We start from the raw sequence: 23,558 nt of genomic DNA, 5'->3' as shown, positions 1-23,558 counted from the left end.
TTAACCGTAAATGGCAACTAAGTCTATTGAAACTGAGGCCACCGAGGTTCGCGCCGTCGCTAAGTACGTGCGTGTTTCCCCCAGCAAGGCCCGCCTGGTGGTCGATCTGATCCGCCGCAAGCCTGTCGCTCAGGCCTTCGACATCCTCCACTTCTGCGACCGCGCTGTCGCCGTGGATGTCGAGAAGGTTCTCCGTTCCGCCGTTGCGAACGCCGAGAACAACAACGGTCTGCGTGCCGACAACCTGGTTGTCGCCGCTGCCTATGTTGACGAGGGTCCGACGCTTAAGCGCATCCGTCCCCGCGCCAAGGGTTCCGCTTCTCGTATTCTGAAGCGTACTTCCCACATCACCGTCGTCGTTGCTCCTCGAAAGGAGGCGTAAAGCTGTATGGGTCAGAAAGTCTACCCCACCGGCTTCCGTCTTGGCATTACCGAGAACTGGCGCTCCCGTTGGTTCGCAGAGAAGGATTACGCTAAGACCCTCGGTAACGATCTCGAGATTCGCAAGTACCTCGAGAAGCGTCTTTCCCGCGCAGCTGTCTCCCGCGTCGAGATCGAGCGCGCTGGCGACAAGGTGAAGGTCATCATCCTCACCGCTCGCCCCGGCGTTGTCATCGGTAAGAAGGGTGCCGAGATCGATACCCTCCGCACCGAGCTCGAGAAGGTCGCTGGCGTCTCCAAGGGCCAGCTCTCCGTCGACGTTGTCGAGATCAAGCGCCCCGAGCTCGACGCCAACCTCGTTGCTCAGTCTATCGCCGAGCAGCTCGAGGGCCGCGTTGCCTTCCGTCGCGCTATGCGCAAGGCTGTCCAGTCCGCCCGCAAGGCCGGCGCCAAGGGCATCCGTATCCAGTGCTCCGGTCGTCTCGGCGGTGCCGAGATGGGCCGTCGTGAGTGGTACCGCGAGGGTCGCGTGCCTCTGCACACCCTCCGTGCCAAGATCGACTACGGCACGGCTGTCGCCAGCACCACCATGGGCGCTTGCGGCGTGAAGGTCTGGATCTACCTGGGCGAGAAGCTCCCGGGCCAGCCTGTTCCCAACCCTGCACTCGAGGGCTCTTCCCGTCCTCGTCGTCGTAACTCCGAGAGGAGGGGTCAGTAGTGCTTGCCCCTAAGCGTATTCTTCACCGCAAGGTGCAGCGTGGCTCCATGAAGGGCCAGGCCAAGGGTAATACCGAGCTGCATTTCGGCGAGTTTGGTATCCAGGCTCTCGAGGCCCATTGGATCACCAACCGTCAGATCGAGGCCGCTCGTATTGCCATGACCCGCTACATGAAGCGTGGCGGTCGTGTCTACATCACGATCTTCCCCGATAAGCCCATCACCAAGAAGCCTGCGGAGACCCGCATGGGCTCCGGTAAGGGTAACCCCGAGGAGTGGGTGGCCGTCGTCAAGCCCGGCCGCATTATGTTCGAGGTCAAGGGCGTGCCCGAGGAGGTCGCTCGCGAGGCTCTGCGTCTGGCGCAGCACAAGCTCCCCATCAAGACCAAGATCGTCGCTAAGCCTGCCGCTAAAGAGACGGCCGAGGAGGAGAACTAATGAAGCCCGCAGAGATTCGTGAGCTCTCGGACGCTCAGCTCGTTGAGAAGCTGAAGGAAATGCGCGCCGAGCTCTTTAACCTTCGTTTCCAGATGGCCACCAGCCAGCTGGACAACACCGCTCGCGTTAACACCGTGAAGAAGGACATTGCTCGTGTCCTCACGGAGCAGCGCGCCCGCGAGATCGCAGCGGAGAAGTCCGCTGTCGCCGAGTAGGACCTAAGGAGAGAACATGACTGATTCGCGTAACACGCGTAAGGTCCGTACGGGTGTCGTTACCTCTGTCTCCGGTGCCAAGACCATCGTCGTCACCATCACCGAGCGCAAGCGTCACCCCAAGTACGGCAAGATGATGACCAGCTCCAAGAAGCTGCACGCTCACGACGAGGAGTGCACGGCTGGCGTGGGCGACACCGTCCGCGTTATGGAGACCCGTCCTATGTCCAAGATGAAGCGTTGGCGCCTCATCGAGGTCGTCGAGCGCGCTAAATAAGCAGTCGCTCTTACGACTTGTACGTTTCCGAAGATGTGCGTATGCCTGGCTTGCATACCACGGGCCGTATAAAGGCTGCGCACCTCTCTTCGGTTCTTAGTTCGGAGGAACATCTACCATGATTCAGATGCAAACCATGCTGAACGTCGCCGACAACTCCGGCGCTCGCAAGATTCGCTGCATCAAGGTGCTTGGCGGTTCCAAGCGTCGTTATGCAGGCATCGGCGATGTGTTCATCGGTGCTGTCCAGGAGGCTACCCCTGGCGCCAACGTCAAGAAGAAGGACGTTGTCCGTTGCGTCGTCGTTCGCACCGTTAAGGAGATCCGCCGCAAGGATGGCTCCTACATTCGCTTTGATGACAACGCCTGCGTCGTCATCAACAACGATGGTTCGCCCGTCGGCACCCGTATCTTCGGGCCCGTCGCTCGCGAGCTTCGTGACAAGAAGTACATGAAGATCGTCTCGCTCGCTCCCGAGACCCTGTAGTTAGGGGAGATATATGTATATCAAGAAGGGCGATAAGGTCCAGGTTCTCTCTGGTAAGGATCGCGGCAAGCAGGGCGTTATCCTGCGTGCTCTCCCCGCCGAGAACAAGGTCGTTGTCGAGGGCGTTTCGGTCGTCAAGAAGGCCGTCAAGCCCAACGCTGCCAACCAGCAGGGCGGCATCGTTTCGCAGGAGGCTCCCATCGACGCCTCCAACGTTAATCTCGTCTGCCCCGAGTGCGGTAAGGTTACCCGCGTCGGTCACGAGAAGGACGGCAAGAACAAGCTGCGCGTCTGCAAGAAGTGCGGCCACAAGTTCTAAGCTGCCCGCAACATCAAGTTGCTAGCAAAGGTCCGGATGCCCCACGGCACCCGGGCCTTTTTTGATCCCCACTCATTGGGGACATACTTAAATGAGTTACTCATTGGGGACAGACTTACATGAGTACCCTAACTGGGTAAGCATAAATGAGCGGGTCGTGCTGTATAAATTGCTTGTGTGCGCGTTTATGCGCGTTAGATTGCGTTTAATTACGCACCTATGCGTATATATGTGCCGTTTACGGGGCAATAATGACCGTTTAGCGGTGAGATACGCAAAAACGCGCACAGACGCGCGTGTTTGTGCGAATATAGAGCTGTCAGAAATGCAAGACGTTCTATGACACAGGAGACACATAATGGCAGATTCTAAGCAGGCTCCACTCGACGCCGCGGCAGCCGCCAAAGCAGCATTCGCTTCGGTCCAGGACAAGCCGTTCCCCGAGGACATCTTTACGGCTCCCGAGCTCCGTTGGGCTGTGATCGGTTGCGGCGTTATTGCCAACCAGATGGCCCAATCTCTCGCTCTTGCCGGCCGCAAGCTTGCGGGTGTCGCCAACCGCACGCTGTTCAAGGCTCAAGCTTTTGCTGAGCAGTATGGCATCGAGAAGGTCTATGAAACGGTCGAGGACCTCTACGCCGATCCGGACATCGACGCCGTCTATATCACCACGCCGCACAACACGCATATTACCTATCTGCGTGCCGCGTTGGCCGCCGGCAAGCACGTGCTCTGCGAGAAGGCCATTACCCTCAACTCCGCCGAGCTCGACGAGGCCCGCGCCATTGCCGCCGAACACAACGTGGTCCTTATGGATGCCACCACGGTGCTCCACATGCCGCTGTATCAGGAGCTGCGCCGTCGCATGGATGCAGGCGACTTTGGCCGTATGAACCTCGCCCAGCTCAACTTTGGTAGCTATAAGGAGTACGGTGATCTGACCAATCGCTTCTACAACCGCAACCTTGCTGGCGGTGCCATGCTCGACATTGGCGTGTATGCTCTTTCGGTCATGCGCCTGTTCATGGCCAGCCAGCCAACCGAAATTGTTTCGCTTGGCAACACCTGCGAGACCGGCGTTGACGTTGCAGGCGGCATCGTCTGCCGTAATGCCGAACAGCAGCTGGGTGTGGTGAGCCTCACGCTCCACTCCAAGCAGCCCAAGCGCTCGGTCATCAGCTTCGACAAGTGCTATATCGAGGTCAACGAATATCCGCGCGCCGATCACGCGACCATCGTGTGGACTGCAGACGGCCACCGCGAGGAGGTCACCGCGGGCACCGAGGCTTACGCCCTGTGCTACGAGATGGCTGACCTCGAGCAGGCCGTTGCCGGCGATGATTCCAAGCGCGAACTTCTGGATTATGCTTCTGATGTTATGGAGCTTATGACCAAGCTCCGCGCCGATTGGGGAGTCGTCTACCCCGAGGAGGAGTAAGCGATGCTTGCGGAAGATAGGCTCAATGCGATCGTGTTGATGGTTCAGCAGGCCGGCTCTGTAACGGTGCCAGAGCTTGCCGATGCCCTGGGCGTGACGGCTTCTACCATTCGTCGCGACCTTCAGACGCTCGACCGAGCACATCGCATCGCCAAGGTGCACGGTGGCGCGACGAGTCTTGAGCGTGCACACGTGACGCGCGACCTGACGATTAGCGAGCGCAGCGACCTCCATAACGACGACAAGGAGCGCATCTGCGCTCGCGCCGCGGCGCTCGTGGAGCCCGAGAGCTTTGTGTACATCGATTCGGGTTCGACGACGCTCAGGCTCATCGAACATCTTCCGCATCTCGAAGGGGTCACCTATGTGACCGATTCCGTGCTCCATGCCCAGCATCTCGCTGTACGCGGCATGAGAACCGTGGTGCTGGGCGGCGAGCTCAAGCCCGAGACCGAGGCGCTCGTTGGCCCCGATGCCCTGGCAGCCCTAGATCGCTACAACTTCAACTGCGGCTTTTGGGGTTCTAACGGTATCGCCGCCGAGCAGGGCTTCACGACGCCCGATATCGAGGAAGCGCAAGTCAAGCGTATCTCGATGCGCCATACGGCTAAACGCTTCGTAATCTCGGATGCCAGTAAATTTGGCATGGTGGCACCCGTCAAATTCGCAGACTTCCGCGACGCAGCGATTATCACCGCAGGCGAGGTCCCCGCCAAGTACCAGGCAATGGAGAACGTCATCATCGCTTAAGGGTGCATTCTTCACGTCAGTTTTCCACCTAGAACCGTGCGCCTGCGGGCACATCGGGCGCACGGTCTGGCTTAATAACAGATCTTCATAGGTCTGAGCAATATCTCGTTTACAAGGCAATATGCAGGTTTTGACCCTTCCGTGCGGGAGGGGTGGGGTCTGCTCGTTCAAAAGGAGGAGAAATGTCGGCTTTGGATCAGAAAACAGGGGGAGGGGCATACGACGTGGTTGCGATCACGGCGTGCCCCACGGGCATTGCGCACACGTTTATGGCGGCCAAAGGTCTGGAGGATCAAGCAGCCAAGATGGGCGTGAGCATTAAGGTCGAAACTCAGGGTTCGGGCGGCGCTAAAAATGTGCTGACCGCGGCGGACATCGCTGGTGCCAGGGGTGTCATCATTGCGGCGGATAAAAATGTCGAGCTCGATCGCTTCGATGGCAAACCGGTTTACTCCTGTGCGGTGACGCGTGGCATTAATGACGCCGAGGAGCTTATTAATATTGCGCTTGCGGGCAATGCTCCTATTCATCATGTGTCCGGCGGCGCCGCGGTACAGGCGGCTGCCGAGGGCGAATCCGAGGGGTTGGGTCGTAGGGTCTACAAGGACCTCATGAACGGCGTTTCGCACATGCTCCCCTTTGTCGTTGGCGGCGGCATCCTTATGGCGCTTTCGTTTCTGTTGGACCAGGCGGGTTTGGGCACGAGCGCATACGGCCATAGCACTCCGGTCGCGGCCTTCTTTAACCTTGCGGGCAACCAGGCGTTCAACTTTATGCTCCCCATCCTTGCGGGCTACATTGCCATGTCCATTGCCGATCGTCCGGGCCTGGCCGCGGGCTTTGTGGGCGGCTGGATTGCAAAGCAGGGCTTTACGCTGGGCTACCTCACGACAGCCATGGATGCGGACGCGCAGGCGCAGCTCGTCTCCGCGGGCTTCCTCGGTGCGCTGTTGGTCGGTTTTGCCGCCGGTATTATCGTCAATGCGCTCAAGAAGGCTGCAAGCGTGCTACCCGAGTCGCTCGATGGCATCAAGCCCATGCTCATCTACCCCGTCCTGGGCATTCTCTTTACGAGCCTCTTTATGATGGCCGTTAACCCGATCATGGGTGTTATCAACACCGCCATTAGCGGCGCGCTCAATGGCCTTTCGGGCACGAGCATCGTTCTTTTGGGCATTATCTGCGCCGGTATGCAGGCGACCGACATGGGTGGTCCCATCAACAAGGCCGCATATGTCTTTGGCACCGCGGCCCTTGCCGAGCAAACGCTGCAGGGCAACATGATCATGGCTGCCGTCATGGCGGGCGGTATGGTGCCGCCGCTGGTCATCGCGCTTTCCACCACGTTCTTTAAGAACCGTTGGACCGAGGCCGATCGTAAGGCGGGTCTGGTGAACTACATCATGGGTCTGTCGTTTATCACCGAGGGCGCCATTCCCTTTGCCGCGGCCGATCCGCTTCGCGTACTGCCCGCCTGCATCCTGGGTTCTGCGACCGCTGGCGGCCTGTCGATGCTCTTTGGTTGCGCGAGCCCCGCTCCGCACGGTGGCGCCTGGGTTATCGCGGTCATCACAAACCCGGTGCAGTATCTGCTGGCCCTTGCTATCGGTGCCGTGGTCGGCTGCTTGGTCCTGAGCTTCCTTAAGAAGCCTCTCGACAAGGTTGCCGAGTAGCGGGAACGAAAAAGTTTTGCCAATGGAAAGGCGGCAACGTTCATGTGCGGCGTTGCCGTCTTTGCTGTCGGGGGATTTGTCTCGATCTGTAACAGGAGGAGGGGACTATGGGCTCCAGCTGTTACAGGTCGAGATACTTTTTCTGGTGACTCCATAATGTCTCAATCTGTAACATCTGTGACCGATTTTGCCGAGTTACTGTTACAGATTGAGATTTTTCCTTAAGGGGGATTTGAATGTCTCAATCTATAACAGATAGACCGGAAAACGGTTTCTAACTGTTACAGATCGAGACGTTTTGGGACCGCGGCTGAGCCATTGCGGCAAAACCACCACAAAGGTGCCTGTCCCCATTGTGGTGGTTTAGGGCTCCCAGGGGCAGGGGGCCTCGATGTGGATGTGCTCGCCGGTTACGGGATGCGTAAAGGACACGCTGTGGGCGTGGAGCATGAGGCCGCAAGGACGCGGCGTGCCGTACAGGTCGTCGCCAACCAGGGGATGACGCTCGCTTGCCAGGTGCACGCGGATCTGGTGTTTGCGGCCGGTGAGCAGCTCGACATCTATATACGAGCGCGTGGGCAGGCCTCGGCGGCTCTTGAGGCGCTTGAGCACCTTGACACGCGTCTGAGACGCCTTACCGCTGGCGCCAACGCGCATCTTACGGCTGTCGTGGCGGTCGCGGGCGATTGGCTTGTCGATGAGCTTTTCATTCCAGTCGATCTTGCCCTCGGCGAGCGCCAGGTAGTGCTTTTCGAAAGCGTGGTCGATGACCATCTGGTCAAAGGCGGGCTGCGTCTGCTTGTCGAGCGAGAACAGCACCACGCCGGTGGTGTCGCGGTCCAGGCGGTTGAGCGGCTGCATGTCGGTCGCGGCAAAGCCGTCGCCCATCGCCAGCAGCAGGTCGCTGGCGTAGTCGGTGAGCGTGCGCTCGCCGGTGCCGTCGCCGTGGACGATCATGCCGGCGGGCTTGTCGATGGCCATGAGCCAAGCGTCGCAGTAGAGGACTTGAGGTTCTTCGTTCACGTGTAAGCCTTTCGGTTAGCTGATTCCCACAAACATGCAGCCCGAGGTCGCCCCGCGTAGGCGGGCGGCGGGCTTGCGGCCGGCTTGTGCTGCCTCGACGGCGCGACGGACGCGCGCGACGGCGCGGCCCACCTCGTCGACATCCAGAAGTGTCCCGTCGACCATAAGACGGCGCACGCCGGCATCGAGCAGCTGCGGCACCTGCGGCGTGAGGTCGATGGGGTAGGCGTCGTACAGGCGCGAGCGGCCGTGAATGTCGGTGCGCACGGGCATGACCTTGCCATCGATGTTCTTGAGCGAGAGCTTGCGGGCACGCAGGCGGCAGTTGGCGCAATCGTGGATGCACCCGTTGGCAACCTGCAGAATGCAGTGCTCGCTCGTCATAACGCGCGGGCGGCCGAACACGGTGATGCCCAAGGCTGCAGGCGCGGCGGTGCCAAGCGAGACGATCTCGTCGAGTGTGATCTCGGGCGAGAGCCAAAACGCGCCGGCTCCGCGCTCGGCAAGTGCCTCCATGCAAGGCACGTTGTGCACGGGCAGGCAAGAGCGGACCTCCGCCGTGGCGCCAACCTGGGCGGCCAGGGCAAGCTCAGAGATGTTGCCAATAGCGACCGTGGCACCGGCAACAACCCACGGGTCAATGCGCGCGTGGTCAACGGCGCGGCAGACCTCGTCGAGTACGGGCACGATACCCTGCTCAAATGCATCGGTGGGGGAGAGCCCGGCCGCATCGAGTACGTCGGTGGTCATGTAGATGCGCGTTGCGCCCTCCGCGCGGGCTGCCTCGGCAGCCTCGAGCGTGGTGACGGTGGCGCAGATTTGCGGCTCATCACGGTAGTGTGCGGGCGCGGGGCGGGAATCATTGGTTACAATCGCCGGCAGCTCGAGCGTGCGGGCACGCTCCTCATACGGCGCCAGAATGGCCTCCTCCAGCGCCTTGCAGGCGGCGGTGCGCACCTTGTGCACAGCGGAGAAGCCCATGCCGCAGCCCTCATCGAGTGCCACATCAAAGCTCGCGGCCTCAAAGGGCGAGGAACCCATGCGGCCCACATGCTCTACCAGATCGGACGCCTCGACGGCGCGGGTCTTGGCGGCCTCGACGGTAAAGCCCGTGGCGGTAGCGGTGAGCGCGGGGTCGTCGCAACAAGTAAGCGTGACGGTAAACGGTTCGCCCAGACGCGCCACGACGGTAACATCCACGGCGCGGCGGCGCAGCACGTCGCGCTTGAGCGCGGCACCAGCAGCGTCAATGGCACGCTGGCTTCGAATCACGCGCACACGGCACCCTTCGGGCATGCTGCGAGGCACACGGCACTCGATGACGTCGCCGGCGGCGGCATCATCGGCGGCGATGGTGGTCAGGAACTGGTCGAACTCATCGTCGTGACGAAGCTCCAACAGATCGCCCTTGCCGACGGGCTCAAACAGCTCAATGCGGGCGATGGCGGCGCGGCGACGGCGGTCGTCGGGCTTAAGGCCGCGCACGTCGCAATTTGCCAGACGACTGCCCAGTACCGTGCCCACGATCTGGCCGCGGTTGTTGGAGCGCTCGTAGCTCATCATCTCGTCGCCCGAGGTGCCATCCTGGTAGGCATGCGTAAAGTCGCGGTTAAAGCAGCGCTTGAGCTGGCGCTGGCGAGCGGCTTGTTCGTCCTTGGAGGTCGAAACATCGGCCAGCATATCGTCAATTTGATGACGATACACATCGACGATGGAATACACGTAATCGGGGGCCTTCATGCGGCCTTCGAGCTTGAGCGACGCGGCACCGGCGTCATACAGGCGGCGCACGAGCTGCGAGGTGTTGGTGTCGCGCGGGCACAGCGCGCGCTCGCGCCCGGCAGGGGAGAGCGTGCGGCCGCCCTCGTCGATCAGCTCGTAGGGCAGGCGGCAGGGCTGGGCACACATACCGCGGTTGGCCGAGCGGCCCGCCATGGCAAAGCTCGAGAGCAGGCACAGGCCCGAGTAGCAAAAGCAGATGGCGCCGTGGCTAAAGACCTCGAGGTCGACATCGGGCGCGGCGTCGTGGATAGCGGCGATCTCGTCGATGGAGAGCTCACGCGAGAGGGTTACGCGGTCGGCGCCCTGCTCGCGGCACCAGATGGTTCCGCGGTCGTCATGGATATTCGCCTGGGTCGAGATGTGCGTCTCGATGCTCGGCATGGTGCGCTTGACCTCAAAGAACAGGCCCCAGTCCTGGATGATAAAGGCATCGGCGCCCAGCGTGGAGCAGCGATGGATGAGCTGCAGCGCATCATCCATTTCGGACTGCTTGATGACGATGTTCACCGTGACGTAGACGCGCGAACCGGCCAGGTGCGCGGCGCGGCAAGCCTGTTCAAAGGCCTCGTCGGTAAAGTTGGTCGCCTTGCGGCGGGCATTGAAGCTGCCCATGCCGCAGTAGATGGCATCGGCCCCGGCGGCGAGTGCGGCGGCAAAGGGCTCCGGGCCTCCGGCTGGGGCCAAAAGCTCGGGCCTGCGGTTGGTGGTTCGGCTGGCGGTTGCGGTCATATCCTGCCTTTCAAAATGCTCAGATACTCAAAAGTATAGTGGCGCCGCCGCGGCAGGAGATGCCCGTGGCCCAAGCGGGATAAAGTCTTCAGCAGCTTGGGGCTTCTGTCCCAGAAGAGAACCGTTCGGCGGTTCGGAGAAACCGTTAGGCAATAAATCTTTCTCGCACAATAATAAAATTCTTGCACAGCGCGAAAACCTTGGTTACCATCCAATCAAGCGCGGCATTCAGACCGAATTGTGCCTCCCGGTATGAATGCCGCGCTCCCGTTCCCTTTTGCTTGTAAGGAGAAGAGCATGAGCAAGAGCGTTGTTTCTTCTGATAACGCACCGGCCGCCATCGGCCCGTATTCCCCCGGTATCCAGACCGGCAACATGGTGTTCCTGTCCGGCCAGCTGGGCATTGACCCTGCGACCGGCAAGATGCCCGAGGGTGTCGAGGCCCAGGCCAAGCAGTCTCTCGCTAACGTTGAGGCCCTGCTGACCGCTGCCGGCGCCACGTTTGCCGATGTCGTCAAGACCACGGTCTACCTGGCCGACATTGCCGACTTCGCTGCTGTGAACGAGATCTACGCCTCCAAGTTCGAGGCTCCGTTCCCCGCGCGCAGCGCCTTCCAGGTTGCTGCCCTTCCGGCTGGCGGTCTCGTTGAGATCGAGGTCATCGCCGCTCTCTAAGATGTAGGCGAAAACAAGCCATGACATGCAAAAGAACCCTGCAGCGCGTGCGAAGCTGCAGGGTTCTTTGTGTCAGGGGTAGTCTTTTTGGGACGGGGCTATTTTAGCTACCCCTACATGCAAGATTGATTTTACTTGCGGCTCATCGAGATCACGGGCAGAGGGAGGGTAGCTAAAATAGCCCCGTCCCAAAAAGACTACCCGCGCTCCATTCTGCTCGTTAGCCCTTCTTGCGGACCTTTTGCAGGTAGCGGTATACGCTGGGCTCAGAGATGCCCAGCGCGGAGGCGGCGCAGGCCACGGCGCCCTTGAGCATAAACACGCCGTTGCCGTTGAGATGGCGGATAACATCGACGCGGTCGGCTTGGCCGAGCGAAGAAACTTCCATTCCGCGGCTTTCGAGCAACTCGGAAATACTGCGGTCGATGAGCTCCTGTGTGGACTCCGAAAGGCTTTCGACCTCGATAGACGCGGGCTCCGTGCGCGTCGGCGCCGCGTCGAAGCACGCCATGAGCTGCTGTGCCATGGCGTTGATGGAACGCACGGTCGAGAGGTCGGTGTTGACGCAGAGCATACCGACGATCTCGTCATTCTCGCGGATAAAGTACGTCGCTGACTCCAACGTCTTGCCGCCAGCACCGCGCCCCTCGTAGCCCGTGATAAATGGCAGGTCGCGATACTTGGCGTCGTGCATGATCTTGAGTGCCAGATCGGTGGCGGGACCGCCGACCTTGCGGCCGCTCACGATGCCGTTGCGGATATCGACGATGGCGTGGTCGGGATCCGAGAAATCGTGCAGCACGATTTCGCTGTTCTTACCGAGTACCTGCTCCAAGAAATCGACCATCGGCAAAAAGCGACGTACGGTCTCGTTCACGGGCAACTCCTTTGGGTTCTATCGAAGTGTTCATAACAGTTTTTCTCATGGTAACACGCTGCCCATCATCTCGCATATCCGCAGGTACATTGCGTAATACAGACGAACGGTAGGATTTTGGCGGTAAGCAGTCGACCAAAAGAAAAGTTAGATGTTATTTTGACCAGACACTTTTCTGACCTGCTGAAATGCGTTTTCTCAGCTGAAGACTAGTCTGATAACAAAAAATTATTATTGAGAATGAGAATCATCTTTAATGCGATATGCAACGAAGGCACAACCTCAACCCCGCACTGCGTCACAATAGAGCGTTAGATGCGAAAACAACTACTTCGAGGATTGGTGGTCAAATGACCCAGGAGACGGTTACGAACGGCACTGAAGCCCTGTTCACTCGCGAAGGCATGCCTCCCGTTAAGGCTTTAGCTTTGGTGCGCTGCTGGGCGGCGAGATCGTCGGCGGCGCCGTTGTGGTCCTCTTTGGTCTGGCCTACAGCAAGATCAAGTAGCTGTTCCCGCCCGTCGTGACCGGTACGGTCATCTTCTCCATTGGCGTCTCTCTATCCCACGGCCGTCAAGTATATGGCCGGCGGTATGGGTACGCCGTTGTGGGGCACCCCGCAGGCCTGGTGCGTCGCTCTTATCACCTTTGTCGTGGTCTTTGCGCTCGCCAACTTTGGCAAGGGCACGCTCAAGTTGGGCTCCGTGTTCTTTGGCATGATCGTCTCCATCCCCTTTGGCATGATCGACTTCTCCAGCGTCGCCACCGCTCAGGTCTTCGCCCTTCCCAAGCTCATGCCCTATGCGCTCGAGTTTGATCCCGAGGTCTGCATCACCCTCGCCGCCGTGTTCCCCATGGTTGCCATCCAGGTTATCGGTGACGTCTCCGCCGCCTGCCTGGGCTCCATCGACCGTATGCCCACCGAGCGCGAACTCTCCGGCGCTATCGTGTCCCAGGGCCTCACTTCTATGGTCGGCGGTCTGCTGGGCGGTCTTCCCACCAGCGCCCTTGGCCAGAACGTGGGCATCATCTGCTCCAACAAGGTCGTCAACAAGTGGGTCTTTGTGATCATCGCAGCCGTCTTTGCCATCGCCGGCCTGTTCCCGCAGCTCTCTGCCGTCCTTTCCGCTATCCCGCAGCCCGTCATCGGCGGCGCGACCGTCGGCGTCTTTGGCATCATCACCATGAACGGCGTGCGCATGTTCACCCGCGAGGGCCTCACGCAGCGCACCACCACCATCGTCGGCACCTCCGTTGTCTTTGGCCTGGGTATCTGGATGGCCAGCGGTTGCCTTGCCGGCGAAGGCATGCCCGCCTGAGTGTCCACCGTCATCGGCTCCAACGCCGTGACCCCCACCGTCATCATGGCTATCGTGCTCAACCTGATCCTTCCGCAGACGCCGGTCGTGGCTCAGCACATCGATGCTGCCAAGGACGCTGCCGTGGACCTGGTCCTGCCCGAGAGCAAGAAGTAACCAATTCGGTGCTATTCGTCGGCGGACGTATCGCCTCGTCCGCCGACGCCATGCGGCGATAGGCCGCACTTCAATGGGTTTGTCCCTTTGGTGAAGCGTTGACGGGAGAGGGCCCGTTTCCGGTGTAGGCCGGCACTTCGCACTCCGCCATGTCAGAGGTGTCAAATCCCGCCCCTGATGCTGAAGGGAGCATCCATGCTTCTGGTCGCTAACGGTTCCGTTTTAACCCGCAACGCTCAGACTCCGTTCATTCCAAACGGTGCGGTCGCCATTGACGGAGATACAATCGTCGAAGTGGGCCCCGAGTGCGAGCTCAAGGCCAAGTACCCGGATGCCGAGTACGTCGACGCCCAGGGCAACCTCATCATGCCCGGACTCGTCAACTGCCACACCCACATCTACTCGGGTCTGGCCCGCGGCCTTGCCATCAAGGGCTGCAACCCCACCAACTTCTTGGAGAATCTTGAGCAGCAGTGGTGGAAGATCGACGACAACCTGACCCTCGCCGGCACCAAGGCCAGCGCCTATGCCACGATCCTGGATTCCATCCGCGATGGCGTCACCACGATTTTCGATCACCATGCGATCTTCTGCGAGATTCCGGGTAGCCTCTTTACCATTAAGGATGCAGCTCAGGAGCTGGGCATGCGTTCGTGCCTGTGCTACGAGGTCTCCGATCGCCGCGGCCAGGAAAAATGCGACCAGGTCATTACCGAAAACGCCGAATTTGCCCAGTGGGCCGCCAAGGAGCGTCGCGATAACGACAACCACATGATCGCCGCCATGCCCAACGTGGGCTGGTGCGAGGCTATGACCATGCTGTTCGAGAACAACGCCAAGATGGCCAGCAAGTACTTCGATCGTAAGCTCGGTGTGCTTGAGCCCGGCGCTGCCGCCGACGTCATCGTCATGGACTACAAGCCCTTTACGCCGCTGAGCGAGGAGAACATCGACGGCCACATGCTCTTTGGCATGATGGGCAAAAACTGCCGCACCACCATCATCAACGGCCGCGTCCTGTACAAGGATCGCGAGTTCGTTGGCATTGATGAGGACAAGATCAACGCGTGGACCATGGCCGAGTCCAAGAAGCTCTGGAGCACGCTCAACGATCGCGCCTACTAATTAACAAGTAGATTCACGCGCGTCGGATGTTTCGCCGCATCCGACGCGCGTATAGGCGACCTCCGCGGGGTCGCCGGCGCTTGTGCTAGCGCTACACCGTATTTGCGCCCGCCGCGCGGTCTCGCCGGGCGCTACAGAGAGGAGCTCACTATGAGCGACATCATGAGGCCGATCCCGTTTTCGCAGCTGATGAACTGGATCATCGAGGAGCATAAGACCCAGGACGCCATCTTTGGCGTGCGCAAGATGGTCACGACCAACCAGGAGGGCGCGCTTCCCATTTTTGACGAGCGCATCGAGACCCCGTTTGGCCCGGCTGCCGGCCCCAACACGCAGCTTGCCCAGAACATCGTGGCATCCTACGTGGCCGGTTCTCGTTTCTTTGAGCTCAAGACCGTTCAGGTGATGGATGGCGAGGAGCTCTCCAACTGCGTCAACAAGCCCTGCATTGTGGCGCAGGACGAGTGCTACAACTGCGAGTGGTCGACCGAGCTCGAGGTTCCGCAGGCCTTTGCCGAGTACGTGAAGGCATGGTTCGCCTGCCACCTGATCGCTCGCGAGTACGGCCTGGGAAGCCCGGACGGCTTTGTCTTCAACATGTCCGTGGGTTATGACCTCGAGGGTATTAAGAGCCCCAAGGCCGACGCCTACATCGAGGGCATGAAGGACGCCAGCGGCTCTGACGTCTGGAACGAGTGCCGCACGTGGGCGCTCGCTAACCTGGACAAGTTTGAGCATGTCGATGCCGCGTTTGTCGAGTCCATCCCGGCGCGTGTCTCCAACTCCATTACCGAGTCCACGCTGCATGGCTGCCCGCCGGCGGAGATCGAGCGCATCGCGACCTATCTGATCACCGAGAAGGGCCTCAACACCTACATCAAGTGCAACCCCACGCTGCTGGGCTATGAGTTTGCCCGCCAGCGTCTGAACGAGCTGGGCTTTGACTACATCGTCTTCGATGACACGCACTTCCGCGAGGACCTGCAGTGGGCCGACGCCGTGCCCATGTTCGAGCGCCTGATCGCCCTGTGCGCCGAGCGCGGCCTGGAGTTTGGCGTCAAGCTGACCAACACGTTCCCCGTCGATGTGACGAGGAACGAGCTGCCCTCCACCGAGATGTACATGTCGGGCCGTTCGCTGTTCTCGCTGACCATCGAGGCCGCCCGCCGCATTGCCGAGCAGTTCGATGGCAAGCTGCGTATCAGCTACTCCGGCGGTGCCACGGTCTACAACATCCGTGCTCTGTACGATGCCGGCATTTGGCCCGTTACCCTGGCGACCGATGTGCTCAAGCCCGGTGGCTACGAGCGCTTTAGCCAGATGGCCGGCGAGTTTACCGACCTGGACGGCAAGCCGTTCGCGGGCGTCTCTCTCGAGGCCGTGACTGCGATCCAGACCGACTCGCTCACCAACCCGCTCTACAAGAAGCCGCTGCGCCCGCTGCCCGACCGCAAGGTCGCCGGCAAGAGCCCGCTTTCCGACTGCTTTACCACGCCGTGCCGTACGAGCTGCCCCATCCAGCAGGATATTCCCGCCTACCTGGCGGCTGTTGACGAGGGCCGCTACGAGGACGCGCTTAACATCATCATCGAGCGCAACGCCCTGCCGTTCATTACCGGTACCATCTGCCCGCATCCCTGCGGCCGTTCCTGCGAGCGTGCGTTCTACGAGCCCGAGGGCGCCCAGATCCGCACCAGCAAGCTCAAGGCCGCCCGCGAGGCCATGACCGCCGTGCTGCCCAAGCTGCGCGCCCAGGCCATCGCCAACGACGGCGAGCGCAACGTTGCCGTTATCGGCGGCGGCCCTGCCGGTCTGGCGACGGCGTTCTTCCTGACGCGTGCCGGCGTGCCCGTCACCATCTTTGAGGCCCGCGACTCGCTCGGCGGCGTGGTCCGTCACGTGATCCCCGAGTTCCGTATCGCCAGCGACGATATCTCCCACGACGCCGAGCTCTGCCTGGCCTTTGGCGCCAAGGTGCAGCTCAACGCTCGCGTGGATTCCATCGACGAGCTCAAGGCCCAGGGCTTCACCGACGTGGTCGTGGCCACCGGCGCCTGGATGCCCGGCTCTGCGGGCTTGGGCGAGGGTGCCGAGCTCGACGTGCTGGAGTTCCTCGAGGCCGCCAAGAAGGGCGAGAAACTCGAGCTGGGCGAGGACGTCGTAGTCATCGGCGCCGGCAACACCGCCATGGACGCTGCCCGTGTGGCCAAGCGCCTGGCAGGCGTGAAGAACGTGCGCCTGGTGTATCGCCGCACCAAGAAGCAGATGCCTGCCGACGAGGAAGAGCTCGATTTTGCTCTTGCCGATGGCGTTGAGTTCTGCGAGCTGCTGGCGCCCAAGGCGCTCAACGGCGCCGTGCTGACCTGCGACGTTATGGAGCTTGGCGAGCCTGATGCAAGCGGTCGTCGCAGCCCCGTCGCCACGGGCGAGACCGTCGAGCTTCCCGCCACCACGGTGATCTGCGCCGTGGGCGAGGGCAACGATGCCAGCCTGTACGATGCCGCGGGCGTCGAGCACGACCGTCGCGGCCGCCTTGCCGCCACCTCCACCGGCGTCGAGGGCGTCTGGGCTGCCGGCGACTGCCGCCGCGGTCCGGCCACCGTGGTCGAGACTATCGTCGATGCCGCCGAGGTTGCCCGTGCCATCGCCGGTGTGGACTTTAACAGGTACGCCGACTGCAACGAGCAGGCCGGTCGCGAGGACACCTGCTACGAGCGCAAGGGGTTGCTGTGCCGCGACAAGTGCAACTGCACCAAGACTCGCTGCCTGGGCTGCGGCTCGGTGTGCGAGGTCTGCTGCGACGTGTGCCCCAACCGCGCCAACGTGGCCATTAAGGTGCCGGGCCTGGCCAAGTATCAGGTCGTACATGTCGACGGAATGTGCAACGAGTGCGGCAACTGCGCCGTGTTCTGCCCCTACCAGGAGGGTCGTCCCTACAAGGACAAGCTCACCCTGTTCTGGAGCGAGCAGGACATGGAGAACTCCGAGAACGAAGGCTTCCTGGCCGTGGACGAGGACCACTTTAAGGTCCGCGTCGCCGGTACGGTCCGCACCGTCTCGGTCGATGCCGTCAACACCGGTCTGCCCGAGGCCGTCCGCCTGACCATCAAGGCCGTGCGCGACAACTATTCGTACCTTCTTAAGAAATAGGCGAGTCTCTTATGGCCAAATCCATTCAACATAACGTGGCCTACGTTGCCTGCGGAAGCGGTTGCGCCTCCGCAGGCGGCGACGCCCGCTGCAGCGAAGGCTGCATTGGCTGCGGCGCCTGCGTCACGGCCTGCCCCCACGGCGCCATTGCGCTGGTTGATGGTGTCGCCCGCGTAGATCGCTCCAAGTGCACGTGCTGCGGCCTGTGCGGCATGGCGTGTCCACAGCGCGTGATCGCCTTCGTTCCCGGTTACCAGAACATCTTGGTGCGCTGCAACAACACCGACAAGGGCGCCATCGCGCGTAAGATCTGCGACACGAGCTGCATCGGTTGCGGTATGTGCGCCAAAAAGTGCCCTGCCGGCGCTATCCGTATCGAGGACAACTGCGCCCATATCGACGGTGCGGACTGCCTGTCGTGCGGCATGTGCGCCGTCGTCTGCCCTCATGGAGCCATCCACGATCGCACCGGCATCGCCGCCGGCGTGTAGAAGGGAATCACCATGGCACAGGAATTCACTTTTACCGTTAACGGCGTGGAGCGCACGACGACCCAAAACAAACCGTTGCTGCGCCATCTGCGCGATGACCTACACATTCACTCCGCCAAGGACGGCTGCTCCGAGGGTGCCTGCGGTACCTGCACCATCCATGTGGACGGTGCGGCCGTCAAGGCGTGCGTACTGACCACCGCGCTTGCTGCCTATAAGCTCCAGCGTCCTGTGAAGTGCAAGCTCACGCGCGCCGAGTCGCTCGCGTTCCATCCCAAGCGCCATGCCATGGACGGTACCTTTACGCTGGGTTGCGACGCCGAGGGCAACTTTACCGGCCTAGATTGCGAGATCAACTTTGACACCGGCGCCTACGCGTCGCTGTGCGGCCCGGTGCTCGAGCGCGCCTGCACGCATGCCGTCGGCCCCTACAAGTACCAGAACACCGACATTCGCGGCTTTGGCTACTACACCAACAACCCGCCCGCCGGCGCGTATCGTGGCTTTGGCGTCTGCCAGTCCGAGTTTGCGCTCGAGAGCCTGATCGACCTGCTGGCAGAGAAGGTCGGCCTGGATCCGTGGGAGATTCGCTACCGCAACGCCATCGAGCCGGGCGAGGTTTTGCCCAACGGTCAGATTGCCGACTGCTCCACGGCGCTGAAGGAGACACTGCTCGAGGTCAAGGATGCCCACTATGCGCATCCCGGACACGCCGGTATCGCCTGCGCCATGAAGAACGCCGGCGTGGGCGTTGGCCTGCCCGATGCCGGCCGCTGCAAGATTCGCGTCGAGGATGGCCGCGCCGTGGTCTACGCCGCCACGTCCGACATCGGCCAGGGCTGCAACACCGTCTTTTTGCAGGACGTTGCCGAGGCATGTGGCCTGCCGCTTCACTGCATTGCCAACGGCGAGTGCTCCACCGAGAACGCTCCCGACTCCGGCACCACGTCTGGCTCGCGACAGACGGTCGTGACTGGCGAGGCCGTGCGCGGTGCCGCCTTCCTGCTGCGCGATGCCATGCTTGACATCGAGGCCGGCAAGTCTGCGCCCGCCGCTCCCGTGAATGCGCATGGCGACGGCGTCAAGATCGAGTACGACGACGGTCGCGCCTATCAGCTGCACACGCAGGAGCTCGTCGCCGGCCAGGGTATGCATCCTCAGGATCCCGCGGCCGCCATCAAGGCGCTCGAGGGATGTGAGTTTGGCTACGTGTACCTGGAGCCGACCGACAAGCTGGGTGCGGATGTTCCCAACCCCAAGAGCCACATCTGCTACGGCTTTGCCACACATGTGGTCATTTTGGACGATGACGGCCGCGTGAGCGAGGTCTATGCCGCGCACGATTCCGGCAAGGTGGTCAACCCCATCTCCATCCAGGGTCAGATCGAAGGTGGCGTGCTCATGGGTATGGGCTATGCGCTTACCGAGGACTGGCCGCTCAAGGACTGCGTACCCCAGGCAAGGTACGGTACGCTTGGGCTGTTCCGTGCGCCCGAGATTCCGGATATCCACGCCATCTACGTGGAGAAGGACGAGCTGCTGCCCGTGGCATACGGCGGCAAGGGCATCGGCGAGATCGCAACGATCCCCACGGCGCCCGCCGTGCAGAACGCCTATCGCGCGTTTGATGGCAAGCTGCGTCCGGATCTGCCCATGGTGGATACGCCCTACAGCCGCGTCCGTCACCGCGGCTAGGGTAGAGCGCGGACGGCCATTGCTGACAGATCGTCCGCGCTCAACATCAACTGTATATGCCGTGCCTTCCATCGCCCCTCGGTCACAACAAAAGCCCGACCCCTCTTTCGAAGGGCCGGGCAGGAGGCATTGGATTATATGAGGCAGAACCAAAAAACCGCCGCATCGCTCAATCGCCCAAGCGCCGCGGTGTGTGCGGCAACCATGTCTAGGCGGTCATGCCACCGTCGACGATGAGCTGCGTTCCCGTTACGTAGCTGGAATCATCGCTCGCAAAGAACACGGCGACCGTGCCAATCTCACGCGGCTCTCCGCCGCGACCCATGGGAATCTTTGCCAGCGTGTATTGGGTGAATTCGCCGTCGCGCGGCATCATCTCGGAGAAGATCGTTCCGGGACAGATGGCGTTGACGCGAATGCCCTTGGGAGCGAGCTCCGCGCCCATCGAGCGAGTGAACGAGAGCGTGGCAGCCTTGCTGGCGCCGTAGCTGCTCATACCGGGGCAACCGCCAAGGCCGCCGATGCTTGCGACGTTGACGATTGCGCCGCCGTCCGTCATGGCTTTGACGGCAAGCTGCGTGGCATAGACGTAGCTGTGAAGGTTGAGGGCCATCACGCGGTCGAAATCGTTGGCGATGTCCATGGTCTCGACCTGGAAGTTAGTCATCATGCCGGCGTTGTTGACCAAGATATCGAGTTTGCCATACGCCTCGATGGTCGCGGAAAAGAGCATATCGACATCCTGCTCGTTTGTCATATCCGCCTGCACAAAGGTCGCGTCATGCCCAGCATCGCGGAGCTCCTTTTCGAATGCCTCGCCCTTTTCGCGGCGTCGACCGCAGAAAACGACCTTGGCACCTTCCTCGCAATAGCACCAGACGACACCCTGGCCAATGCCCGACGTCGCGCCCGTGACGATTGCGACCTTTCCATCAAGTTTGCCCATCTGTTCCCTCCGTTATGTTGCGAATTACGGTATCAAAACCGCTGATAAACTAAGTTTGGTCTATTTCATTCGGCATTACTAGGGGATAAAATATCCAAAAGTGTTCATAAGAGAACACATAATTAACCATCATTCATTTTGCGAAGCCGGTAATCCATGAATCGCTCGAGGAAAGCATACTTAGAGGCGCTTGTCGAGTTACTGCGAACAAAGTCGTATTCCAAGATAACGGCGAGTGACATCATCGGTCGTAGCGGCTACGGACGCACGGGTTTCTACCGTCAGTTCTCGGACAAAAATGCGCTCGCCGCCGCGCTCGTCAAAGAGCATACCGCGATGTATGCTCGAATCCTCGCGAACGATCTGCGTGATTCGCAGTGCAACATGGAGGACATGGTGCGGCATATCCTCGAACACGTAATGCAGCATCGAGCGGAGTACCATGCCATTCTGTCGTCGCAGATTCCTGGGCACGGCTTCGATGAGTTCTGTGCGTGCGCGCTCGTCGATTTTCGCATTATGGCGAACGCTCGCCCCAACTGCTCCGATGCCGAGCTCGACTATGACCTGTTCTACTATGCGACCACGCGCCAGTTCGCGGATTATCTGCGCTACTGGGATGCTCACGGATATGAGCCAGCTGCACCACAAATGGCCAAGCGCATCGCAGGGGTGATTGACCACTTGTCGCCGGGGGACGCCTTGCGTTTTGAGAATTCGGATGGCGCGGAGAGTAGGGGAGACGTTGGGCTGATCTCGTTTGCCGAGCTGTCCTAAATTAGTGCCGCGGGTAAAATAAGGTCGACGGCAGCCCAAGTGGTGGAAAGCTGGGCGACGCCGTTACTTAGATCAAGGGGTCAATGCCTTAACGGCGTCGACCCCTCTTCTTTTTCTTCGAACGCTGCTTGAGTGCCTTGGAAAGTCCGACAAGCGCTCGTAGGGCGGATTTGCCCCGGTGCTTCCGGGACATTCCACGTGTGGCGGGGCGCCGCCTCTTTCGCATGCGTGCCGATTGCCATATTACGTTATAGTTAGCTATATTATAGGAAGGTATAATATAGCTAACTATAACGTAAAGGAAGGGAGGCCCTATGTTTATCGGAAGAACAGCGGAAATGTCCGAGCTCAATCGACTGTATGGCACGGGCTCCTTTGAGATGCCTGTGATTTACGGCCGTCGTCGTGTGGGTAAAACGCGTCTTATCACAGAGTTCATCCAAGGCAAGAAGGCTATTTACTTTCAAGCTCGTCGTACTAACGCAGAGGCAAACCTGCACGGCTTTAGCCAGGCGATACTTGCGGGCTCGGTTGGTGCTGCGGGTGTGTCGTTTCGTAGTTTTGACGAGGCATTCGATGCGTTAGCCACCATGGCCCGCGCGGAACGTTTGATTGTCGTGATTGACGAGTATCCCTATCTCGCTCAATCAAATCCCGAGATTAGCTCGTTGCTGCAAGACAAGATCGATCACTTGTACAAAGAGACCAAGCTCATGCTGATTCTATGCGGCTCGTCTCTTTCGTTTATGGAGGAACAGGTGTTGGGCTACGAGAGCCCACTATACGGTAGGCGTACGGCCCAGTTTAAGATCATGCCGCTCGATTTTACGACGACCCTCGGCCTGTGGCAGAGCATGAGTCGCGAAGACGCTGCAGTTTGCTATGGCATGACGGGCGGCATTCCCGCGTATATCGAGAAAGTCGATCCTGCCGCGCCGCTCAAGGACAACATCAAACGTCTTTTTCTTACTCCTACGGGCTATCTCTTTGAGGAGCCGAGTAACCTGCTATTGCAAGAGTGCCGCAATCCCGAGCAATATGATGCGATCGTGCAAGCAATTGCTCAGGGGCGCTCGAAGATCTCGGAGATTGCGAGCTCTACGGGAATCCCTGCGAGCAACGTAAAGAGCTATGTGGATAAGCTGGCGTCGCTTGGGATTGTCGAGCGCGAGCTGCCCCTAAACGAGACGAGCAATAAGCGAGCCGTGTATCTGCTGAGCGACCAGATGTTTAGGTTCTGGTATAAGTTTGTGCCGCAGAACATTGGGCTGATTCAAAACGATATGGCCGAGATGGCGTATAAGCGCATTGAGCCGCACGTATCGGATTACATGGGTACGGTCTTTGAGCTTATATGCAGACAATACGTGTACGAACTCGCGCGCGCGGACCAGCTCGATGTGGTTCCAGCGAGCGTCGGGCGTTGGTGGGGGACGGATAATCGCACGCATATGCAGGAAGAAATCGACTTGATTGTTGATGATGGTGATGGCGCTGCGCTGTTTGCGGAATGCAAATGGCGCAATGAGCCGGTGGGCGAAGACGTGCTGCAAAAGCTCGTGCATCGAAGCGAGCTCTTTAGGCGGCAGCAAAAAAGCTACGTGATCTTCTCGAAGCGTGGCTTTACGCAAGGATGTCAGGAAGCTGCGAAGAGCAGGGGAGATACCAAGCTGATTTCGTTTGCCGAGATGTGCGAGCGGAGATAACTAAGCGCGTCCTGATTTGATGCTGGGAATGGGATGTGCTTTCCTTTTGCGACCTTTGGCGGAAAGTGCGTTCCAGATTTCGGCCTCAGAGTGGGATGCCGTTTCCGGATAGGGCCTCAAGCGGAAACTGCGTCCCGGAATTCGGCTCCAAAACGGGATACGCTTTCCCGGTGGCATCTCTAGCGGAAACTGCATCCCGGAATGAGCTCTCGGAACGGGACACGCTTTCCCATCGGGGCTTCAAACGGAAACCGTGTCCCGGAATCGAGCCTCAGGGTGGGACGCATTTTCCGGTAGAGGCCTGGGACGGAAGGCGTGTCCCAGAATCCGGCTAATCCGATGGCCAGGTGGTTGAGCGAGCGGGCTCCGAGGCTCCATTACTGAAAATTCATTTGTTAAACCTGGCAACCGT

Annotated in this window: 23 protein-coding genes; 19 read left to right on the top strand and 4 right to left on the bottom strand. The window is 60.3% G+C overall.

Annotation, left to right across the window (positions count from 1 at the left end):
* Positions 1 to 10 precede the first annotated feature (10 nt).
* The 10 genes from rplV (at position 11) to DW732_RS04715 (ending at position 6,695) form a co-directional block, all read left to right on the top strand.
* Positions 11 to 382 carry a 50S ribosomal protein L22 gene (gene rplV / locus DW732_RS04760; RefSeq protein WP_006235036.1) on the top strand — a complete coding sequence of 124 codons (372 nt, stop codon included), beginning with the start codon at positions 11 to 13 and terminating at the stop codon, positions 380 to 382.
* 6 nt (positions 383 to 388) lie between these two features.
* The gene (gene rpsC, locus DW732_RS04755; RefSeq protein WP_006235037.1) at positions 389 to 1,099 is read left to right on the top strand and encodes a 30S ribosomal protein S3; all 711 of its coding nucleotides are present in this window, start codon (positions 389 to 391) and stop codon (positions 1,097 to 1,099) included.
* Complete coding sequence (rplP, locus tag DW732_RS04750; protein ID WP_117734329.1) at positions 1,099 to 1,536, top strand: 50S ribosomal protein L16; 438 nt, start codon at positions 1,099 to 1,101, stop codon at positions 1,534 to 1,536. The genes rpsC and rplP overlap by 1 nt, the downstream gene beginning before the upstream one ends.
* On the top strand, positions 1,536 to 1,751 hold the full coding sequence (gene rpmC / locus DW732_RS04745) for a 50S ribosomal protein L29 (protein ID WP_006235039.1): 216 nt from the start codon (positions 1,536 to 1,538) through the stop codon (positions 1,749 to 1,751). The genes rplP and rpmC overlap by 1 nt, the downstream gene beginning before the upstream one ends.
* A gap of 16 nt (positions 1,752 to 1,767) precedes the next feature.
* Positions 1,768 to 2,028, top strand: a complete 261-nt coding sequence (gene rpsQ / locus DW732_RS04740; RefSeq protein WP_118098951.1) for a 30S ribosomal protein S17 — start codon at positions 1,768 to 1,770, stop codon at positions 2,026 to 2,028.
* A 118-nt stretch (positions 2,029 to 2,146) separates the two neighbouring features.
* Positions 2,147 to 2,515, top strand: coding sequence for a 50S ribosomal protein L14 (gene rplN, locus DW732_RS04735; RefSeq protein WP_117734331.1), 369 nt, complete (start codon positions 2,147 to 2,149; stop codon positions 2,513 to 2,515).
* 13 nt (positions 2,516 to 2,528) lie between these two features.
* Positions 2,529 to 2,834, top strand: coding sequence for a 50S ribosomal protein L24 (rplX, locus tag DW732_RS04730; RefSeq protein WP_099432059.1), 306 nt, complete (start codon positions 2,529 to 2,531; stop codon positions 2,832 to 2,834).
* A 358-nt stretch (positions 2,835 to 3,192) separates the two neighbouring features.
* Complete coding sequence (locus DW732_RS04725) at positions 3,193 to 4,272, top strand: Gfo/Idh/MocA family protein (RefSeq protein ID WP_118098950.1); 1,080 nt, start codon at positions 3,193 to 3,195, stop codon at positions 4,270 to 4,272.
* Positions 4,273 to 4,275: 3 nt separating this feature from the next.
* Entirely contained in the window at positions 4,276 to 5,022 is a 747-nt protein-coding gene (locus DW732_RS04720) for a DeoR/GlpR family DNA-binding transcription regulator (protein ID WP_117734333.1), read from the top strand.
* A gap of 182 nt (positions 5,023 to 5,204) precedes the next feature.
* On the top strand, positions 5,205 to 6,695 hold the full coding sequence (locus DW732_RS04715; RefSeq protein WP_118098949.1) for a PTS fructose transporter subunit IIC: 1,491 nt from the start codon (positions 5,205 to 5,207) through the stop codon (positions 6,693 to 6,695).
* Between the two features lie 363 nt (positions 6,696 to 7,058).
* Here the strand turns inward: DW732_RS04715 and DW732_RS04710 are convergent, their stop codons facing one another.
* Together DW732_RS04710 and DW732_RS04705 are read right to left on the bottom strand one after the other, a co-directional pair.
* Positions 7,059 to 7,718, bottom strand: a complete 660-nt coding sequence (locus DW732_RS04710) for an RluA family pseudouridine synthase (RefSeq protein WP_233539364.1) — start codon at positions 7,716 to 7,718, stop codon at positions 7,059 to 7,061.
* Positions 7,719 to 7,733: 15 nt separating this feature from the next.
* Positions 7,734 to 10,229, bottom strand: coding sequence for a U32 family peptidase (locus tag DW732_RS04705; RefSeq protein WP_118098947.1), 2,496 nt, complete (start codon positions 10,227 to 10,229; stop codon positions 7,734 to 7,736).
* A gap of 297 nt (positions 10,230 to 10,526) precedes the next feature.
* Between DW732_RS04705 and DW732_RS04700 the strand changes: the two genes are divergently transcribed.
* On the top strand, positions 10,527 to 10,904 hold the full coding sequence (locus DW732_RS04700) for a RidA family protein (RefSeq protein ID WP_117743063.1): 378 nt from the start codon (positions 10,527 to 10,529) through the stop codon (positions 10,902 to 10,904).
* Positions 10,905 to 11,124: 220 nt separating this feature from the next.
* Here DW732_RS04700 and DW732_RS04695 read toward each other — a convergent pair whose 3' ends face one another.
* Positions 11,125 to 11,781, bottom strand: a complete 657-nt coding sequence (locus DW732_RS04695; RefSeq protein ID WP_233539363.1) for a transcriptional regulator — start codon at positions 11,779 to 11,781, stop codon at positions 11,125 to 11,127.
* A gap of 581 nt (positions 11,782 to 12,362) precedes the next feature.
* Between DW732_RS04695 and DW732_RS04690 the strand changes: the two genes are divergently transcribed.
* The 6 genes from DW732_RS04690 to DW732_RS09965 all read left to right on the top strand — a co-directional run bounded on the left by DW732_RS04690 (position 12,363) and on the right by DW732_RS09965 (position 19,717).
* The gene (locus DW732_RS04690; RefSeq protein ID WP_233539362.1) at positions 12,363 to 13,100 is read left to right on the top strand and encodes a uracil-xanthine permease family protein; all 738 of its coding nucleotides are present in this window, start codon (positions 12,363 to 12,365) and stop codon (positions 13,098 to 13,100) included.
* Positions 13,101 to 13,256, top strand: a complete 156-nt coding sequence (locus tag DW732_RS10070) for a hypothetical protein (RefSeq protein ID WP_233539361.1) — start codon at positions 13,101 to 13,103, stop codon at positions 13,254 to 13,256. It begins immediately after the preceding gene.
* A 195-nt stretch (positions 13,257 to 13,451) separates the two neighbouring features.
* Positions 13,452 to 14,381, top strand: coding sequence for an amidohydrolase family protein (locus DW732_RS04685; RefSeq protein ID WP_118098946.1), 930 nt, complete (start codon positions 13,452 to 13,454; stop codon positions 14,379 to 14,381).
* Positions 14,382 to 14,531: 150 nt separating this feature from the next.
* The gene (ygfK, locus tag DW732_RS04680) at positions 14,532 to 17,531 is read left to right on the top strand and encodes a putative selenate reductase subunit YgfK (RefSeq protein WP_118098945.1); all 3,000 of its coding nucleotides are present in this window, start codon (positions 14,532 to 14,534) and stop codon (positions 17,529 to 17,531) included.
* Positions 17,532 to 17,542: 11 nt separating this feature from the next.
* A complete protein-coding gene (locus tag DW732_RS04675) occupies positions 17,543 to 18,022 on the top strand; it encodes a 4Fe-4S binding protein (protein WP_118098944.1) in 480 nt (159 codons plus the stop codon).
* Positions 18,023 to 18,034: 12 nt separating this feature from the next.
* The gene (locus DW732_RS09965) at positions 18,035 to 19,717 is read left to right on the top strand and encodes a molybdopterin cofactor-binding domain-containing protein (protein ID WP_233539360.1); all 1,683 of its coding nucleotides are present in this window, start codon (positions 18,035 to 18,037) and stop codon (positions 19,715 to 19,717) included.
* Positions 19,718 to 19,925: 208 nt separating this feature from the next.
* Here DW732_RS09965 and DW732_RS04660 read toward each other — a convergent pair whose 3' ends face one another.
* On the bottom strand, positions 19,926 to 20,663 hold the full coding sequence (locus DW732_RS04660) for an SDR family NAD(P)-dependent oxidoreductase (protein WP_117734339.1): 738 nt from the start codon (positions 20,661 to 20,663) through the stop codon (positions 19,926 to 19,928).
* Positions 20,664 to 20,819: 156 nt separating this feature from the next.
* On the opposite strand from DW732_RS04660, the gene DW732_RS04655 reads away from it, so the two are divergent.
* Complete coding sequence (locus DW732_RS04655; protein WP_118098943.1) at positions 20,820 to 21,440, top strand: TetR/AcrR family transcriptional regulator; 621 nt, start codon at positions 20,820 to 20,822, stop codon at positions 21,438 to 21,440.
* 314 nt (positions 21,441 to 21,754) lie between these two features.
* A complete protein-coding gene (locus DW732_RS04650; RefSeq protein WP_118098942.1) occupies positions 21,755 to 23,146 on the top strand; it encodes an ATP-binding protein in 1,392 nt (463 codons plus the stop codon).
* Positions 23,147 to 23,558 lie beyond the last annotated feature (412 nt).

Source organism: Collinsella sp. AM28-11LB (genome assembly GCF_003469895.1).
Lineage (GTDB): Bacteria > Actinomycetota > Coriobacteriia > Coriobacteriales > Coriobacteriaceae > Collinsella.
This window is presented reverse-complemented; position numbering and strand designations above follow the sequence as displayed.

What these genes read in the sequence shown, in the direction of transcription:
- rplV (WP_006235036.1), top strand. Translation starts at nt 11, where the DNA reads ATGGCAACTAAGTCTATTGAAACTGAGGCCACCGAGGTTCGCGCCGTC.
- rpsC (WP_006235037.1), top strand. Translation starts at nt 389, where the DNA reads ATGGGTCAGAAAGTCTACCCCACCGGCTTCCGTCTTGGCATTACCGAG.
- rpmC (WP_006235039.1), top strand. Translation starts at nt 1,536, where the DNA reads ATGAAGCCCGCAGAGATTCGTGAGCTCTCGGACGCTCAGCTCGTTGAG.
- rpsQ (WP_118098951.1), top strand. Translation starts at nt 1,768, where the DNA reads ATGACTGATTCGCGTAACACGCGTAAGGTCCGTACGGGTGTCGTTACC.
- rplN (WP_117734331.1), top strand. Translation starts at nt 2,147, where the DNA reads ATGATTCAGATGCAAACCATGCTGAACGTCGCCGACAACTCCGGCGCT.
- rplX (WP_099432059.1), top strand. Translation starts at nt 2,529, where the DNA reads ATGTATATCAAGAAGGGCGATAAGGTCCAGGTTCTCTCTGGTAAGGAT.
- DW732_RS04725 (WP_118098950.1), top strand. Translation starts at nt 3,193, where the DNA reads ATGGCAGATTCTAAGCAGGCTCCACTCGACGCCGCGGCAGCCGCCAAA.
- DW732_RS04720 (WP_117734333.1), top strand. Translation starts at nt 4,276, where the DNA reads ATGCTTGCGGAAGATAGGCTCAATGCGATCGTGTTGATGGTTCAGCAG.
- DW732_RS04715 (WP_118098949.1), top strand. Translation starts at nt 5,205, where the DNA reads ATGTCGGCTTTGGATCAGAAAACAGGGGGAGGGGCATACGACGTGGTT.
- DW732_RS04705 (WP_118098947.1), bottom strand. Translation starts at nt 10,229, where the DNA reads ATGACCGCAACCGCCAGCCGAACCACCAACCGCAGGCCCGAGCTTTTG.
- DW732_RS04700 (WP_117743063.1), top strand. Translation starts at nt 10,527, where the DNA reads ATGAGCAAGAGCGTTGTTTCTTCTGATAACGCACCGGCCGCCATCGGC.
- DW732_RS04690 (WP_233539362.1), top strand. Translation starts at nt 12,363, where the DNA reads ATGGCCGGCGGTATGGGTACGCCGTTGTGGGGCACCCCGCAGGCCTGG.
- DW732_RS04685 (WP_118098946.1), top strand. Translation starts at nt 13,452, where the DNA reads ATGCTTCTGGTCGCTAACGGTTCCGTTTTAACCCGCAACGCTCAGACT.
- ygfK (WP_118098945.1), top strand. Translation starts at nt 14,532, where the DNA reads ATGAGCGACATCATGAGGCCGATCCCGTTTTCGCAGCTGATGAACTGG.
- DW732_RS04675 (WP_118098944.1), top strand. Translation starts at nt 17,543, where the DNA reads ATGGCCAAATCCATTCAACATAACGTGGCCTACGTTGCCTGCGGAAGC.
- DW732_RS09965 (WP_233539360.1), top strand. Translation starts at nt 18,035, where the DNA reads ATGGCACAGGAATTCACTTTTACCGTTAACGGCGTGGAGCGCACGACG.
- DW732_RS04660 (WP_117734339.1), bottom strand. Translation starts at nt 20,663, where the DNA reads ATGGGCAAACTTGATGGAAAGGTCGCAATCGTCACGGGCGCGACGTCG.
- DW732_RS04655 (WP_118098943.1), top strand. Translation starts at nt 20,820, where the DNA reads ATGAATCGCTCGAGGAAAGCATACTTAGAGGCGCTTGTCGAGTTACTG.
- DW732_RS04650 (WP_118098942.1), top strand. Translation starts at nt 21,755, where the DNA reads ATGTTTATCGGAAGAACAGCGGAAATGTCCGAGCTCAATCGACTGTAT.